We start from the raw sequence: 15,338 nt of genomic DNA on the forward strand, positions 1-15,338 counted from the left end.
ACGGCAGTCTACTAGCGCCGATATCGTGCCTCCCCGACTCGAGTGACATGACAGTGAAACGGCTCATTCCGAGCCGTTGCGCGACCTCGACCTGAGTCAGGCCGGCCTGCGCCCTGAGCGTTCGGACTCGTCGACCCAGCAGCGCTAACGCCGCTGAGTGATGACCGCCAGTAGGTGTTCCATGCGACTCAGCCTTCGACTCGGCGTGACGCCAGCCAGGGTTTGATGCTGCCATGCCGTCGACCCCCTCTTGAGGCGCTCGCGTCGTGTTTACCCAGGTCAGATGGCCTGAACCTATTTCATGAGCCCTCGCCCGAATTAGGCCAAACCGCTCCGAGCACCCCCAACGGGATTCGAACCCGTGCTACCGCCGTGAAAGGGCGACGTCCTAGGCCGCTAGACGATGGGGGCCGGACTGCCGGGACAGCATAGGGCCGCGCGCGAGCCGCCTCCAAAGCCGGATCTCACCCGCATCGCCCCCGCGATGGAGCCACGCTGGGTCACTCGGGCACGACGGTGGTGCCACGGCAGGAGTAGTCCCGCGCGCCGGCCGCGGTCCAGCGGCCGCCGTCGACCTTGATGAAGCGCCAGCACTCCCCGGTGCGCTTGGCCCCGACGTTCTGCGGGCCGTGGGCGTCGTTGGCGGTCCAGTCCTTCACCTGCTTGAGGCTCGCGATCAGCGCTGGCCTGGTCAGCCTGCCGCCCAGGGCGGTGGCCTGCTCGACGAAGAGCCGCGCTGCGGACCAGGCGAAGAGGCCGTACGACGTGGGCTCGGCGCCGGGGTCGACCTGCTGGAGCCACGCCAGGTAGAGCGAGACCTCGGGGCTGCTCGAGGCCTCCTCGAAGGGCACGTGGGTGATGAAGATGTGGGTGTCCTCGGCGGCGGCGCCGGCCTGCGCGATGTAGCCCTGCTCGTACATCGGCTGCGACATCATGAAGAGGTCGGGCTTGTAGCCCTGCTGCTGCATGGCCTGCGCCATCCGCACGGAGTGCGACGAGGAGCCGAGGAACTGGACGTACTCGACGCCCGCGTCCTTGAGCTCCTGCACGTAGGGCGCGTAGTTGAACTCCGAGATGTCGATGCCCTGGCGCACGATGAAGTCCAGGCCGCGCTGCTCCATGGCGTCGGCCTGGTAGTTGGCGTTCGCGGGCACGGCGCCGGCGTTGATCCAGACGTAGGCCGCCTTCCTCGCGGCGTCGGGATAGTTCGCCTTGATCCAGTCGGGCACGGCGTTCTCGAACTCGTTGGCCTTGAGCGACATCGCTCCGAAGCACGTCGTGCACTTCGAGCGCTCGAGGGAGGCCGAGGCGGCACGGAGGTCCGGCAGGCCGCACGCCTGGGCGGTGGCGGCACCCCCGGAGTCGAAGGCCGACATCGAGCCGACGGCGGCGAAGGCCTGGTCGCAGGCCTTGGTGTAGGCGAGCTGGTCGGCCGCCGCGTCGGTGCGGCTGTCGAGGAGCAGCACCTCGAGCTTGCGCCCGCAGATGTCGGAGGTGGAGTTGAAGTAGGCCGCGTAGGCGCGCACCGCATCCTGGCCGGCCTGCATCAGGCCCGGCACGGGGCCGGAGATGTCGGAGGCGTTGGCGATGGTGATGGTCTCGTCGGTGATCCCGGTCTGGTTGGTGAAGCCCTCGCAGCCTCCGGCCTCACCCCCGCCGCCGGGGGCGTTCTCCTCCGTGGGAGCGGCCGCCCCACCGTCGGTGCTCGCCCCGCCTCCGGTGCGGTCGGTCCCAGCCACCGGCGCCCCGGCCTCCGGCACGGACCCGGGGGCGCCCGGGAGCGGCGAGGTCCCGGTCGCGCCGGTGGTGTCGGCGCCCTCGGCGCCGGCCACGGTCCCGCCCTCCGCCTGCCCAGGCAGTGCGGCGGATCCCCCCTCCAGCTGCGCGACGGTCTCGGGATGCACCCGCGAACCGCAGGCGGCCAGGACGCCCACCAGGAGAAGCACGAGGACAGGGAGCAGCGTCGTACGACGCCCGCGCGAGTGGCTCATGGGAGGCTCAACGTCCCAACGCCCACGAAGTGACGCACGTCACGTCCGGTCCTCGCTTTCGTGGGTCCCCTGAGGCTCCTGTAGGGTGTGCGTCGCTTGGGCAGGTAGCTCAGTTGGTACGAGCGATCGCCTGAAAAGTGATAGGTCGGCGGTTCGACCCCGCCCCTGCCCACGAGCACCGCAGGTCCTCGACCTGCGAGAAGGCCCCCGCCGGACTCCGGCGGGGGCCTTCGCCGTCCTGGCCGTGCACTGCCGGTGGGGGCAGCACGTCGCTAGGCTCGCGCGATGGAGCTCCAGGAGGCGGTGGACGAGGCAGTGGACCGCACCGGGTTCTCCGGCGTCGTCCGCGTCGATCGCGCCGGAACGACCGAGCTCGCCGCGGCCTACGGCCTCGCCGACCGGGCCCACCGCATCCCCCACTCCCTCGACACCCAGCTCGGGATCGCGAGCGGGACCAAGAGCCTGACGGCACTGACCGTCATGGGCCTGGTGGAGCGCGGGGCGCTCGCGCTGGACACGACCGCCCGCTCGTTGCTGGGCGACGACCTGCCCCTGGTCGCCGACGACGTCGCCATCGGGCACCTGCTGGCGCACCGGTCCGGGATCGGCGACTACCTCGAGGAGGACGCGATCGAGAGCATCAGCGACTACGTCATGCCCGTCCCCGTGCACCAGCTGGCCACCACCGAGCAGTACCTCTCGGTGCTGGACGGGCACGCCACTGTGTTCCGCGCCGGCGAGCGCTTCGCCTACAACAACGGCGGCTACGTGCTCCTCGCGCTGCTGGCCGAGCGGTCGAGCGGCACGGACTTCCACCGCCTGGTCCGTGAGCTGGTCTGCGAGCCCGCGGGCATGGTCGACAGCGCGTTCCTCCGCTCCGACGAGCTCCCGGGCCGTGCCGCCCTCGGCTACCTCGAGCGCGACGGCCTGCGGACCAACGTGCTGCATCTCCCGGTGGTCGGCAGCGGCGACGGCGGCCTCTACTCGACCGCGGCCGACCTCAGCGCCTTCTGGGACTCGCTGTTCGCCGGCCGCATCGTGTCGCCGGACCTGGTGGCCGAGATGGTGCGTCCGCACAGCGACTGGCCGGAGGAGTCCGAGCGCTACGGACTCGGATTCCACCTCCACGCGACGAGCGACGCGGTGTGGCTCGAAGGCGCGGACGCCGGCGTGTCGTTCGTCAGCCTGCACCAGCCCTCCGCCGCACTCACCTGGACGGTCCTCTCGAACTGGTCCTCGGGCGCCTGGCCGATCACCTCGTTGCTCCATGCCCGGCTGAGCAGCTGAGCACCGGCGGGGCAGCGTCGAGGCGGCGCTGGTGGGCACGCCCACACCCCCGCGGGTGGGGTCGAGCAGGGCACCCGTGCGCATACTGAGGGTATGGAACCTGTCGCGGGGCTCGGGCCCGCCTTCCCCGGTGTGGTCGACGACGTCCTGGCGGTGCGCGGGCGCGAGGTGCGCGTCCTGCGGGCCGCGGGCGCCCCGGAGGTCGCCGACGGCGAGCCACAGCTCCTGGTCCACGGGCTCGGCGCCTCGGCCGTGACGTGGGTCGAGGTGATGAGCGGACTCAGCGCCACCGGTCCCGTCGTGGCCGTCGACCTGCCCGGCTTCGGCCGGACGACCGCTCTGGACGACGAGCCGCTGACCGTCGCCGGCTACGTGCGCTTCGTCCTCGACGTCGCGGACACGCTCGGCTGGACGACCTTCTCCCTGCACGGCAACTCGATGGGCGGGCTGATCGCGACCCTTCTCGCGGCGCAGCAGCCCGAGCGGGTCTCCCGCCTGGTGCTGGTCTCTCCCGCCCTGCCGCCCACCTCGCCCCTCAAGCTGCTCGTGCCGGCCCGCGCGACGCTCGAGGGCATGGTGCCGATCGCCGTCTCGTCGGTGTCGGCGGCCGCGTTGGGCGTCCTCGGCGCCGGTGGGCTGCTGGACGAGCGGCGCAACCGGCACCTGATGCGGCTGATCTTCTCCGAGCCCGACGGCGTGCGCCCGGAGCTCATCGACCTGATGGCGCAGGAGTACGCCGACGACGACGAGGTGGTCGTCGCCTCACGCCGCAAGGCGCTGCTCAGCGCACTCCGCTCCATCGCCGCCCTCTGGGCCGCCCCCGGTCGCGTGCTGAGGGCCATCGATGCCGTCGAGGCCCCGACCCTGATCCTCGGCGGCACCGCCGACGCGCTCGTGCCCGCCAAGGTGCTGCGCCAGGTGCTCGCCCGTCGCCGCGACTGGAGCGGCCACGTCCTCGACGACCGGCGTCACGCGCTGATGATGGAGGCGCCGGCGGAGTACCTCGCGCTGGTCCAGGCGTGGGCGCTCGACCACCGCGAGGCGGGCTGATCGAGCGGGGCTCCCGAGGAGGTCGCGGCCTTCGTGCTCCACCTCGCCAGCGACGAGTCGTCGCCGTGCATGAGAGCACGCTCATCATGGCCTCACGTGCTGCTCACCGGAGCTCGATGAGATCTCTGCTTCGCATCGACGAAGGAGAGTCCCATGGGTCTGTGGAGCCGCATCGGGGTGGTTGTCACCTTGCTCGCACTGCCGCTCGGCCTGGCAGTGGCCAGCCAGGCACTGGCCGAACGACCCGGCGACCCGTCCGTCCCCACCACGCCGGTGCTCGTCGACTCCGACCTGCCCCCTGAGCCCGCGCAGTCCCCCTCCTCACCGGCCACCCGACCGCCGTCCGCCCCCTCGCCGGGACCGCTCGTGGTGACGCCGTCAGCGCCGGTCGCCACCGGACAGGAAGGCGACGGCGGCGACTCCGATGCCGACGACCGGGACGTCGAGGACGGGGACGTCGACGACCGGGCGGACCAGGACGATGACTGACCGCCCCGCGGCCCGCTGGTCGACCGCGGCTCCTCAGCGCGCGCCCGAGACGTCCGTGATCCCTGGGCGGATCCGCATCGTCGCCTGGATCATGCTGGCCACGGCCCTGGGCCTCCTCGCCGTGGTCATCACGCTGCGCAGCGCTGCCCTGGCCGAGATCGAGCGCGAGGCCAACGCCGACGTGGCGCAGGAGATCGACGAGTTCCGCACCTTCGCGAGCGAGGGCCGCGACCCCGACACCGGCGCTGCGTTCACCGACGCGGTCCGCATGCTCACCTTGCACCTACAGCGCGAGTTCCCCGGCAGCGACGAGGTGCTCCTCGGCTGGGACGCCGCCCGAGAGGGAAGGAAGGCGCTGGTCGTGCAGGACGTCGCCGATCCTGTGGGGCTGACCGTCGAGCCCGACCTCGTCGCCGAGCTCGTGCGCGCGGACCAGACCTCGGGCATCGCCACCACCACTGCGGGAGTCGCCTTCCGCTGGGGCACCGTGCACGTCGACACGACAGGATCTCCCGGACCCGGTGGGACCTTCCTGGTCGCGGTCGGCACCCAGGAGGATCGCGCCGAGGTCGACCAGCAGCTCCTGGTCGTCGGGGCGGTCTGCCTCGGAGGGCTGCTCGTGACCTCCGGCATCGCCTGGGTCGCGGCGGGGGCCATCCTGCGCCCTGTCCGACTGGTGCGGCGCGCTGCCGCCCGCATCACGCGGGCCGACCTGGGTGAGCGCATCCCGGCCACCGGCCGCGACGACGTCTCCGCACTGGCCTCGACGTTCAACGGCATGCTCGACCGGCTCGAGCGCGCGTTCTCCGCCCAGGCGCGCTTCTCCGCCTCTGCCGGCGCGCACCTGCGGCCCGCCCTCGCGATCGTGCGGGAGCGCTCGGCCCACGACGACGAGGCTGCCGACGCCGTGACCCGCATGGAGCTGATCCTCGACGACCTCGCCGTGCTGGCAGCGTCCGAGCGGGCCGCCTTCGTCACGACCCGACGGACGTCCACCGGCGAGCTGGTCGACGCGCTGGCGGAGCGCGTGGCCATCCAGGTCGGCGGCACCCACGTGGTCCGTGTCGGTGAGTGCGACCTGGTCGACGTCGAGCTCGACCCGGATCGCCTCACCGACGCGGTCCTGCGCCTGGCACGCAACGCAGCCCAGCAGGCGCCTGCGGGCAGCACGATCACCCTGCAGTGCCGCACCACCGCGGAGCACGTGGAGATCTCGCTGACCGACGAGGGGACCGGGCTGACGCCCGAGGCGGCCCGCCTCGCCCTGGAGAGGTACGACGAGCCCCACGGCCCGACCACCGGCCCGGACCACATCGGTCCGGGCCTCGGGCTGGCCGTGGTGCGGGCCGTGGCCGACGCGCACGAGGGCTCGCTCTGGGTGGAGACGGCCCCGGGCGCCGGCGCCACCTTCGGTCTCGCCCTGCCCCGGCACGGCTCCCCCCAGGGCGGTCCCCACACCGGGACCGGAGCGTGGACCCTTCCCACGAGCCCCGAGGTGCCCGCATGAGCCAGGCGCGGCACGACCGCGTGTCGACCCTGCCCCCGGCGGCGCTTGCGCGCGCCGACGCACCCCAGGTCGTGACCGGTCGCTCGTTGGTGCGTTCGCGCATCCTGCGCCGCCTGCTGCTGGGCGCGGTCGGTCTCCTGGCGCTGGTCGGCCTCGCCGCCGCGATCGGCAATCGGGACGCGAGCCTCGACGGTGACGCCGGCACCACGCTCGTGGTGTTCGTCCTCGCGGTCTGGGCCTGGGTGTTCACCCGCCTCGACGACACCTACGTCGCCTTGGGAGCCGCCGTCGCGTTGGTCCTCGCAGGCGTCATCAGCACCGACACGTTCTTCGCCACGCTCGGGGACGAGACCGTCTGGCTGCTGCTCGGAGCCTTCGTCATCGCGGCAGGTGTGACCCGTTCCGGCCTGGCCGACCGCGCGGCGGCCTTCATGGTCGCCCCGGCACGCAGTCCTCGCCAGCTGGTCCACCTCGTCACGGCCGCCCTCGTGGTCACGACCTTCGCGGTGCCGTCCACCTCGGGGCGTGCCGCCCTGGTCCTGCCGGTCTTCCTGGCCCTGGCCCGAACGCTCGGCCACCTTCCGCAGCTGGTGCGCGCACTGGCGGTGCTCTTCCCCACCGTCATCCTCCTGACGGCGGTCGGCTCCCTCCTCGGCGCCGGAGCCCACCTGGTCACCAGCCAGGTCCTGCTCACGGCGACCGGGGAGGGCATCTCGTTCGTGCAGTGGCTGATCCTCGGTCTGCCGCTCGCCATCGTCTCCGCCCATGTCTCGGCCGAGATCGTCCTGGCCCTCTTCGCCGACCGCGCGACGCGTCGCGCTCGGATCTCCCTGGAGGTCCACGACTTCGCCCGCCCCGGCGCACCGCCCGTCACGGGTCCGCTGAGCGTGGCCGAGTCGCGCGCGGCCCTGTTGGTGGCGACCGCGGTGGGGTTGTGGTGCACCGAGCCGCTGCACGGCATCCACCCCGCGATCGTCGCGCTGCTCGGCGCACTCGTCGCGACCTCGCCGCGCCTGGGCGCCGTCCCGCTGGGCGAGGCCCTCAAGTCGGCCCCGTGGTCGCTGTTGCTCTTCCTGGCCGCCACCCTCGCGCTCGGCTCGGCGCTCACCTCCTCGGGCGCCGCCACCTGGCTGGCCGAGGGAGCGCTCGGCGGCTTCAGCGGCGCCGGTGCCGCTGTGCCCTTCCTCGTGGTGGTCATCATCGCCTCGACGGCCCTCCACCTGGTCGTCCAGTCGCGGTCGGCCCGTTCCTCCGTCCTCATCCCGATCGTCGTGGCGCTGGCGCCGGCCGCCGGCGTCGACCCGGCCGCCGCTGCCTTCGCCTCCACCGCGGCAGCCGGCTTCTGCCACACGTTGCCGGCCTCGGCCAAACCGGTGGCCCTGTTCGCGCGCGTCGAGGAGGTCGAGACCTTTGCCCCGCGTGACCTCCTGCGCCTCTCGGCCGTCCTGGCACCTGTCACGGCCGGCCTCGTCCTGCTGTTCTCGCTCCTCGTCTGGCCGGTCCTCGGCCTGTCCCTGACTCCCTGATCCACACCGACCCACCACCTCTCGGAGGCTCTCCATGCCCATGTCCGTCCCGCAGCGCATCCTCATCGCCCCTTCCGGCTTCAAGGAGAGCCTGACCTCCGAGCAGGTCGCCGAGGCGATCGCGCAGGGTGTCCGACGAGCACTCCCCGGGGTGCACCTCGACCTCGTGCCCCTCGTCGACGGCGGCGAAGGGACCGCGACGACCCTCGCGACCACCACGGGCGGACGCCTGGTCCCGCTCACGGTCACCGGACCGGTCGGGCAGCCCGTCGAGAGTCACCTTGCCCTGCTCGGCTCGCAGGCCACCGGGACAGCGGTGGTCGAGATGGCCGCGGCGGCCGGGCTCCATCTCGTGCCTCGCGACCAGCGTGATCCCGGCGCCACGACGACGTACGGCGTCGGCGAGCTCATCCGGGCCGCGCTCGACCACGGGGCCACCACGATCCTGGTCGGCTGCGGCGACTCGGGCACCTGCGACGGTGGGGCCGGAGCCCTGGTGGCGCTGGGCGCGACCGTCCGCGACGAACACGGTGAGGACGTCGCCCCCGGTGGCGCCGCGCTGCGACACGCCCGCACGATCGACCTCAGCGGGCTCGACGAGCGGCTGTCGGGTGTCGAGGTCAAGGTCGCCTGCAACCCTCACAACGTCCTGCTGGGTGAGAGCGGGGTCGCCCGGGTCTTCGGACCTCAGAAGGGCGCCACGCCAGCGCAGGTCGATGAGCTCGAGACTGGTCTCGCCCAGTGGGCCGCACTGCTCGACCAGGTCGGCAGACACCGCGAGGCGGGCACGACGGACCTGCGACTGGGTCTCGGGACGGGTGCCTCCGGCGGGCTCGGGGCCGGCCTCGCGGCCGGGCTGGGTGCCCACCTGCTCCCGCGCTTCGACGTGCTTCTCGACCACGTCGACCTCGATGCCTCGGTGCGTGCGGCCGATCTCGTGATCACGGCCGAGGGGGCCGTCGACTTCCAGACTCCACGAGGCAAGATCCCCGCCGAGGTGGCGCGCAGGGCCCAGCTCCACGGTCGTCCGGTCGTAGCACTGGCGGGCAGCCTCGGGGAGGGGTCACGTGAGGTGCACGGCGCCGGGATCGATGCCCTGGCCTCGATCCTGACCGTCCCGATGCCCCTGGAGGACGCCCTCACCGAGGGCGCCACCCTCCTGGCCGACGCGGCGGAGCGGATGATGCGGATGGTCCTGGTCGGCTGCTCCGTGGCTAGCACCTGAGCCGTGCGTCACCGGGTGGTGTGCACCGCAGGCGCCCCGCCTCAGACGTGGCCCGACAGCTGCGCCATCCGCGCCTCGAGGGCCGCGAGGTAGCGGTCGCGGTCCTTGCGGGTCACCCCGCCCGCATCGCTGTCGAGGTGGCTGCACGCGGGCAGCACGTCGATCGAGAGGTTGGCGCCGCCGGCCAGGGCACGGAGCTCGTCGAGACGGTCGCCGAACGGGGTGCCACTGCCGGGTGAGTAGGAGCGCACGACCGCGTCGACGTCGTCGGCGAAGAGGTCGACCTTGGTGACGACCACGACCAGCCACGTGGGCCGCGAGCGACGCACGGCCATCGAGGCGATCCGGTGGGCCGTGACCGTCCAGTCCTCGAGCTCGGCGGCGAGCTGCTGCTCGCGGGTGACGTCGGCGCGCCCGGTGGTGCCGGCCGGTCGCCGCCCCGTGGCATGGCCGTTGGCCACCACGTGCAGAACCCCGTCGACGGGGTCGTCGTGGAAGACGTCGTCCAGCGCGCCGAGCCGGGTCGCGGCGTTGTCGCCCGGCACCACCCGGAAGCGGAAACCGGTCAGGCGGGCCCCCCGGCGTACGCGCCTCTCGAGCACCGCCGATCCTGCCTCCGGCGTACCGCTCTCGGACGGGCGGCCGCACAGGTGGTCGACCAGCTCGGTCTTGCCCACCCCTGTCATGCCGGTGACCGCGACGGTCGGGAAGCGCTGCCCGAAGACACCGGTCATGCGCTCGCGGCCGCGGCTCAGCGCGCTGGGCAGGGAGCGGACCCCGCGGGGGGCACGACGGTCGGGCACGAGGCCTCCAGGAGCGGTGGGAAGGGTGGGTCGCGACGACCTCGACCGTAGCGGGCCGCGTCATGCCCCTGGTCCCACAGGTCGCTCACCGCGTGGTCTCATCGGGCCTTCACGACGCATCGACACCATGGTCGACATGACCTCCCCTGCCACCATCGCCCCCGCCGACACCGACGTCGCGCTGGTCGTCATCGCCGGTGCCCGGCGTGGCCGGGACGCTCTCAACGGAGCCGAGACCGCCCCGCGCCGGGCCGGCCTCCGCTCCGTGGCGGTGCACCCGGTCCGTCAGCCCGACGGCAGGTCGGTCCGCAAGGTCCACCACCGCGGGTCCAGCACCCGCAGCCCCACGACAGCCACGGCGGCACCCCCGGCGCCAACCAGGGCGAGGTAGGGCGCCGCGAGGGCCCAGCCGAGCAGCACCGGGTGGTAGCCGGTCAGGGCCAGGTCGTCTCCCACCTCGCGGGCGTCGACCGGCTCGCCGGGCACGGGCGGCGGACCGCCGTAGCGGTTGCTGACGTCGCCGTCACCGCCGGACCAGACGCCCCTGCAGGTCGTCGGCTCGCCCGGGGGTGGTCCGACGCGGCAGCGGGTGTCGTCGGCGACCGAGGCGACGACGGGGCGGCCCTCCTGCCAGCCTGCTGCAGAGGAGTGCATGAAGAACCAGACCGGCGCGCCCAGCACCACCAGCATGCCGCCGCCGAGCAGCAGCGCCAGGAGCATCCGCACCAGGGTCGGCCGACGGCTGGGGCGCAGGTTGAGGGGACGGTCGGGGGCAGCGGCGCCCACTTCGGGATCCACTAGCGAGGCTCGGTCTCGCGGGCGACCGAGAGCCGGGGGACCCCGCCGAGGCCGCGGCGGTAGCGGACGTGCGCCGCGTGGTGCTCGAGGGTGTCGTAGAGCGCGACGTGCGCGGCCCAGGGCAGCGGGTCGTCCCCGCGGCGCCAGCCGTCACCGAACGAGATCCACACCGGGGTCCAGTCGGCGGCCAGGTCCCAGGCACCACGACGGGCCTCGACCATGCGGCGACGCAGCTGGAAGGCCGCGCGTGGCGCGTCGGGGTAGACGGGCGCCGTGGCGACCGGCCACACCCACAGGTCCAGCGTCACCAGGTCGAGCTCCAGGTCGCGCAGCGCCGCCGGGTCGACCAGCACGGTGGCGACGTTCTCGTGGGGCTCGCGACGCGACACAGGCACCTCCTCGGGACCGACGACCTCACAGGCAGACAGACAGTGCGAGCCCGACGCTAACCCGACGACCCCAAGCGGCGTGAGCGCCTCTCCACACCTCGGAGTGCTCAGGTGCCGGCCGTCGCGGCCGATCGGGGGTCCTGACGAGAGCCCCGAGGACGATGGTGGTGGGTGTGGCGGTGGTGCTGGGAGCCGGGCGGCGTACGGCGACGGTCGGGTGCCTCCTCGCGCTCGTCCTCGCGGTGGCGGGGACCCCCTCCGCGACCGCCGGCAGCCTCCCGGTCGAGCCCGGGGGCACGGGGAGGACCCTGCGGCCCGCCCAGGGGCAGGCAGCACAGGCCGAGGGGGCCGACCGCGCGGAGCAGGGCTCGCGCGCCAACCGACGCACCGCTGCGCCGACCCCGCCGCCCGTCGAGCCCGTCGAGCCCGTCGAGCCCGTCGAGCTGCCACTCCTCGAGCAGGTCGTCCAGCCGCCGGCACCCCTCCCCACGCTCCCTCCGTCACCGCTGCCGGCGGCGGCCGACTTCACCGTCGCGTCCTTCAACGTGCTGGGCTCCAACCACACCCCCCGCGGCTCCGGCTGGGCCGACGGGGTGACCCGGGCCCGGTGGGCCAGCGAGCTGGTGGTGCGGCGCGGCTTCGACGTGGTCGGGCTCCAGGAGATCCAGGTCGACCAGCTGGCGACCGTGATGGCGGCGACGGGCGGCGCGTTCACGTCGTACCCGCCCCTCGGCCAGCGCGGGACCTCGGTGCCGCAGGCGATCATGTGGCGCGTCGACACCTGGGACGTCCTGGCGGCGACGACGTTCACCATCCCCTTCGTCGGCCAGCAGCGCGCCCAGACGGTCGTCCTGCTCCAGCACAAGGCCTCGGGCCAGCAGGTGTGGTTCATCAACGTGCACCTGTCGCCGCGACGTCCCCGGCGCGACGCGGAGGGCGAACGCAACGCCGCTACGGCGCTGCTGATCGCGCAGATCCACGACCTCCAGACCACTGGCCTGCCCGTGGTCGTCACCGGCGACATGAACGAGAAGGGCGAGATCTTCTGCGACCTCGCCCTCACCACCGGTCTCACTGCCGCCAACGGCGGCTCGGTCGTCGGTGGCTGCCGCCCGCCACGCGCCCGGATCGACTGGATCTTCGGGTCCCCGGCGCTGACGTGGACCGGCTTCGGCTACCTCGAGGACTCCGAGGTGCGTCGCATCACCGACCACCCGGTCGCCGTGGCGCAGGTCCGGGCCGGCTGACCACCGAGCCCCCGGCCGTCGAGGGCTCAGGACCGCCCGTCGGAGACCGATGGGAAGGCCACGATCCCCCACGGAGGCACATCATGAGAGCACCCACCTGCCAACACACGCTGGGGCCGCTCCTCTGCACGGCCGGAGCGGTCGGCCACCCCTACGGCCACGTCTACCAGTCCACCTCCGGGATCCCCGACTGCCCGAAGGAAGAGATGTAGTCGGCTCAGACCTGCTCGCCCTGGCGGAGGCGTTCGCCGAGCGCGACGCGGACCATCTCGTCGTAGCCCATCGGCTCGAGGTCGACGACCTCGCGGATCGAGTGGTCGGAGACGACGACCTCGGTGCTCATCGACTCGACGAGGTTCTTGGCCGTGTCGACGTCGACCTCGGTCAACGCCGCCAACCCGAGTGACGACGCGCGGGCCACCGCGGAGTCCACGAGGTCGGTCTGGGGCAGCGGCACGGACACGAGGGCGACGTCCGAGCCGTTCTGGATCCTCGCCGCACGGACGAGCATGTCCTCGTAGGTCACCACGTCGGCGCCGCCGATCTCGAACACCCGCCCCCGTGCACGCGGCTCGTCGAGCATGCCGACGAGGTAGGTGACGGCGTCGGCCAGGGCGATCGGCTGCGTGCGCGTCTTGGCCCACGGCGGGGCGGCCAGCAGCGGCAGCCGGTCCACCAGCTGGCGGGTCATCTCCCACGAGATCCCGCCGTGGCCGACGACGACCGCGGCCCGCAGCACCGTGACGGGCACCCCGTCGGCCCCCAGCAGCGACTCGACCTCGCGACGCGACCGCAGGTGCGGCGACAGCCCGTCGGCCTCGTCGCCGAGTCCCCCGAGGTAGACGATCTGCCCCACGCCCTGCGCCGCGGCGGCGGCGCTGAAGGCGGTGGCGCCGGCGGCGTCCTCCTCCTCGAAGTCCTTCGAGGAGAGCGAGTGGATCAGGTAGTAGGCCACGTCGACGCCCGCCAGGGCCTCGCGCAGGCTGGCCTCGTCGCCCATGTCCCCCGCCACGGGCGTGCCCGGGCCGTCGTAGTCGTCGGGGCGGCGTGTCATCGCCCGCACCCGGTGTCCCCCGTCGACCAGCGCCTGCACCAGCGCCGACCCCACGAAGCCCGTCGCTCCGGTCACGAGCACCTGCATGTCCCACCCCGTTCGTCGCGGCCGCACGCGCGACCACCAGACCGGTGCCCGACCCCGCCGACGGCAAGCGTGCGTGGGGTGCGTCGCCGGTCACGCCGGCCGGGCGCGAGCGGGGTCCGAGCGGGAGCCGAGCTGGTCCGACAGGATGGGCGGGTGATGCAGCGCTTCGAGACGGTCGGCCACGCGCGCCCCGTCGCGCTCGTCCAGCCGGGCACCGACCTCACAGCGCCGCTCGCCCCCTCGGTCGCCGTCGAGGCGGACGTGACGGGCCCCGGTCCCCTGAGCCTGAGCCTGGTGAGCGGCGACGTCACCCTCACCGGCACGTACGACGGCACGCTGGGCCTGACGGTCACCACCGGGTCGCGGACCACACGGCACCAGAGCCGGCGCAGCGGACGACCGGAGTCCGCGGTGACGACCGTGGGTCTCGCGCTGACGGGCACCCACCTGTCGGTCCTGACCAGGGAGGCGGCCGAGCCTGACGGAGGGTGGACGGTCCGTGGCCGGGTGGACCTCCTCGAGCGCGTCGACACCCGCGACGAGGCCTGGCTCGCCGGGCTGACCCACGGCAGCACCGGCGCAGTCGGTGAGGTGCGCGCCGGCGCCTTCGGCCAGCTCGGGCTGCGCGACCTGCGCCTGGTCAGCCATGCCGACGGGGCACCGTGGCGCGAGGCCGGACCCGACGGAGAGCGGGTCCTGCTGACCGCGACCAGCGCCGGGCCGGGATTCTTCGACACCGCCCACACCTCGGTCTGGTCGCTCGACCCGCGCAGCCTCACGCTCGAGCACCGAAGCGACCTGTTCTTCCGCCGGTCGGACCGGCCGGGGGTCTTCGGCGACCACGCAAGCCACCTGCTCCGTGACGGTGACCGGTGGCTGCTCACGACCAGCACCTGGGGCGACTTCGACGAGAGCGCCACCGACGCGTCGGTCGAGGTCACGCTCGCTGAGTCCGGCGCGGACCTCATCCGCGGTCGGCACGTGCTCGACACCCGGCCGCTGGCCCTGCCCACCACCGGGCTGCGCTCCGTGGGGGTCTGGGACCCGCACCTGGTGCGCACCGACGGCGGTTGGCTGGTCGCCTACGTCAGCGCCAGCCGGTTCTTCCGTTTCCACCCCGTGCTGGCCGAAGGCCCCGGCCTCGACGACCTCGCGCTGCTGGGGGCCGCGGCCGACCGGCGCGCCACCGAGGGGCCGGTCCTGACCCGGCTCGGCGGCCCCGGCGGAGGGTGGCAGGTCCTCGCCAGCGACGGGCGCGACGGCCTGCCCGGCCAGCGACGGCGTTTCCCCGTGCTCGACCTGCGCCCCGACCTGGCGCCGGAGCTACGCCTCGCCGAGGTCGGCGCGCTGGACGCGCCGTACGGCACGAACATCCCGTGGCCCACCCTCCTCGAGGAGGACGACGGCTGGCTGATGATCGGCTTCGACGGGCAGCCCCACGGCGGACGGCTGGTGGGCTACGGCAGCCACGGGCGGGTCGTGTTCGCGCGAGCGTCGTCCTGAGGGCTGTCCCTGCCCGCTCGGGACCTACGCCTCGGGTGCGACACACACCCCGCTCGACGCCGTCATGGACGCGGGCTCCACGGTGGTCGTGTCGCTCTCCGACCAAGGCCCGGGCATCCCTCCGGAGCAGCACGCGGCCGTCGTCGCGCCCCTCCACCGCGCGCCCGGGACGGCCGCGGTGCCAGGAGTCGGCCTCGGGCTCGAGATCGTGCGCCAGATCGTCGAGCGTCACGGGGGCACGGTGTCGATCAGCTCCGCACTCGGAGAAGGGGCCTCCCTCGTGCTGCGCCTTCCCGTAGGCTCGACACGGCCGTCCAGCACGGCCTGACGACGACTCGGCACCGACGCCGCACCTCCTCGTCGTCGAGACGTCCGGGACCGG

At 73.4% G+C, this 15,338-nt stretch carries 15 protein-coding genes and 2 tRNA genes; 10 read left to right on the plus strand and 7 right to left on the minus strand.

The window, feature by feature from the left end; genetic code table 11:
* From RMN98_RS21070 to RMN98_RS11675, 3 genes are all read right to left on the minus strand, one after another.
* The coding region (locus tag RMN98_RS21070; RefSeq protein WP_397209426.1) for a helix-turn-helix transcriptional regulator at nucleotides 1–235 on the minus strand (235 nt) is incomplete at its 3' end.
* Between the two features lie 103 nt (nucleotides 236–338).
* Nucleotides 339–411, minus strand: a tRNA-Glu gene (locus RMN98_RS11670).
* 89 nt (nucleotides 412–500) lie between these two features.
* A complete protein-coding gene (locus RMN98_RS11675) occupies nucleotides 501–1,991 on the minus strand; it encodes an ABC transporter substrate-binding protein (protein ID WP_309648987.1) in 1,491 nt (496 codons plus the stop codon).
* 98 nt (nucleotides 1,992–2,089) lie between these two features.
* Here RMN98_RS11675 and RMN98_RS11680 point away from each other — a divergent pair.
* The 7 genes from RMN98_RS11680 (at nucleotide 2,090) to RMN98_RS11710 (ending at nucleotide 9,075) form a co-directional block, all read left to right on the plus strand.
* Nucleotides 2,090–2,163 (plus strand) — tRNA-Phe (locus RMN98_RS11680).
* A gap of 113 nt (nucleotides 2,164–2,276) precedes the next feature.
* Entirely contained in the window at nucleotides 2,277–3,278 is a 1,002-nt protein-coding gene (locus RMN98_RS11685) for a serine hydrolase domain-containing protein (RefSeq protein WP_309648988.1), read from the plus strand.
* Between the two features lie 93 nt (nucleotides 3,279–3,371).
* Nucleotides 3,372–4,328: an alpha/beta hydrolase gene (locus tag RMN98_RS11690; RefSeq protein WP_309648989.1), complete on the plus strand. Its 957-nt coding sequence runs from the start codon at nucleotides 3,372–3,374 to the stop codon at nucleotides 4,326–4,328.
* Nucleotides 4,329–4,481: 153 nt separating this feature from the next.
* A complete protein-coding gene (locus RMN98_RS11695; protein ID WP_309648990.1) occupies nucleotides 4,482–4,817 on the plus strand; it encodes a hypothetical protein in 336 nt (111 codons plus the stop codon).
* Nucleotides 4,810–6,324, plus strand: a complete 1,515-nt coding sequence (locus RMN98_RS11700; protein ID WP_309648991.1) for an ATP-binding protein — start codon at nucleotides 4,810–4,812, stop codon at nucleotides 6,322–6,324. The genes RMN98_RS11695 and RMN98_RS11700 overlap by 8 nt, the downstream gene beginning before the upstream one ends.
* A complete protein-coding gene (locus tag RMN98_RS11705; RefSeq protein WP_309648992.1) occupies nucleotides 6,321–7,850 on the plus strand; it encodes an SLC13 family permease in 1,530 nt (509 codons plus the stop codon). The genes RMN98_RS11700 and RMN98_RS11705 overlap by 4 nt, the downstream gene beginning before the upstream one ends.
* Nucleotides 7,851–7,884: 34 nt before the next feature.
* Nucleotides 7,885–9,075 (plus strand): glycerate kinase, encoded by a 1,191-nt coding sequence (locus tag RMN98_RS11710; RefSeq protein ID WP_309648993.1) that lies wholly within the window; start codon nucleotides 7,885–7,887, stop codon nucleotides 9,073–9,075.
* A 41-nt stretch (nucleotides 9,076–9,116) separates the two neighbouring features.
* On the opposite strand, the gene RMN98_RS11715 is transcribed toward RMN98_RS11710, so the two are convergent.
* The 3 genes from RMN98_RS11715 to RMN98_RS11725 form a co-directional block, all read right to left on the minus strand.
* A complete protein-coding gene (locus tag RMN98_RS11715; protein WP_309648994.1) occupies nucleotides 9,117–9,878 on the minus strand; it encodes a GTPase domain-containing protein in 762 nt (253 codons plus the stop codon).
* A 285-nt stretch (nucleotides 9,879–10,163) separates the two neighbouring features.
* Nucleotides 10,164–10,664 (minus strand): hypothetical protein, encoded by a 501-nt coding sequence (locus RMN98_RS11720; RefSeq protein WP_309648995.1) that lies wholly within the window; start codon nucleotides 10,662–10,664, stop codon nucleotides 10,164–10,166.
* Nucleotides 10,665–10,675: 11 nt separating this feature from the next.
* Complete coding sequence (locus tag RMN98_RS11725) at nucleotides 10,676–11,065, minus strand: hypothetical protein (RefSeq protein WP_309648996.1); 390 nt, start codon at nucleotides 11,063–11,065, stop codon at nucleotides 10,676–10,678.
* 167 nt (nucleotides 11,066–11,232) lie between these two features.
* Between RMN98_RS11725 and RMN98_RS11730 the strand changes: the two genes are divergently transcribed.
* Complete coding sequence (locus tag RMN98_RS11730; protein ID WP_309648997.1) at nucleotides 11,233–12,312, plus strand: endonuclease/exonuclease/phosphatase family protein; 1,080 nt, start codon at nucleotides 11,233–11,235, stop codon at nucleotides 12,310–12,312.
* 217 nt (nucleotides 12,313–12,529) lie between these two features.
* Here the strand turns inward: RMN98_RS11730 and RMN98_RS11735 are convergent, their stop codons facing one another.
* A complete protein-coding gene (locus RMN98_RS11735; protein ID WP_309648998.1) occupies nucleotides 12,530–13,453 on the minus strand; it encodes an NAD(P)H-binding protein in 924 nt (307 codons plus the stop codon).
* Nucleotides 13,454–13,609: 156 nt separating this feature from the next.
* Between RMN98_RS11735 and RMN98_RS11740 the strand changes: the two genes are divergently transcribed.
* Nucleotides 13,610–14,956, plus strand: a complete 1,347-nt coding sequence (locus RMN98_RS11740; protein WP_309649039.1) for a hypothetical protein — start codon at nucleotides 13,610–13,612, stop codon at nucleotides 14,954–14,956.
* Nucleotides 14,957–15,020: 64 nt separating this feature from the next.
* Entirely contained in the window at nucleotides 15,021–15,284 is a 264-nt protein-coding gene (locus RMN98_RS11745) for a sensor histidine kinase (protein WP_309648999.1), read from the plus strand.
* The last annotated feature ends 54 nt before the right edge of the window (nucleotides 15,285–15,338 follow it).

The organism is Nocardioides sp. (genome assembly GCF_031397825.1).
GTDB lineage: Bacteria > Actinomycetota > Actinomycetes > Propionibacteriales > Nocardioidaceae > Nocardioides.